Raw genomic sequence first — 253 nt, 5'->3', positions numbered from 1 at the left:
CCGGATCGGCGGAGCGCTGCGCTCGCCCGTACCCCCGTTGGTCACCGCGGTCGACCGCTCCACGGCGTGGGCATGGATCGGTTCGCCGATCCTCACGGAGCAGTCGCTCGCCGACACCGCGGCGCTCGTGCAGACCGTTCCCGGGCTGCGCCTCGCGCTCGGCACGATCGCCGGTGACGTCGCGGGGTTCCGCCGCTCCCACGAACAGGCCGTCGCCGCACGTCTCGTGGCTCTGACCTCGCCGCGCTACCGC

At 74.3% G+C, this 253-nt stretch carries 1 protein-coding gene; it reads left to right on the top strand.

Translation table 11 applies throughout. From position 1 onward, the window contains the following. Positions 1 to 253 (top strand): hypothetical protein (locus ACZ3HG_RS24315; RefSeq protein ID WP_465335036.1); only part of this gene is annotated, 253 nt, incomplete at both ends.

It is taken from the genome of Erwinia sp. PME.40.26/001, assembly GCF_055556675.1.
The sequence above is the reverse complement of the archived record's forward strand: the minus strand, read 5'-3'. Positions and strand labels throughout refer to the sequence as shown.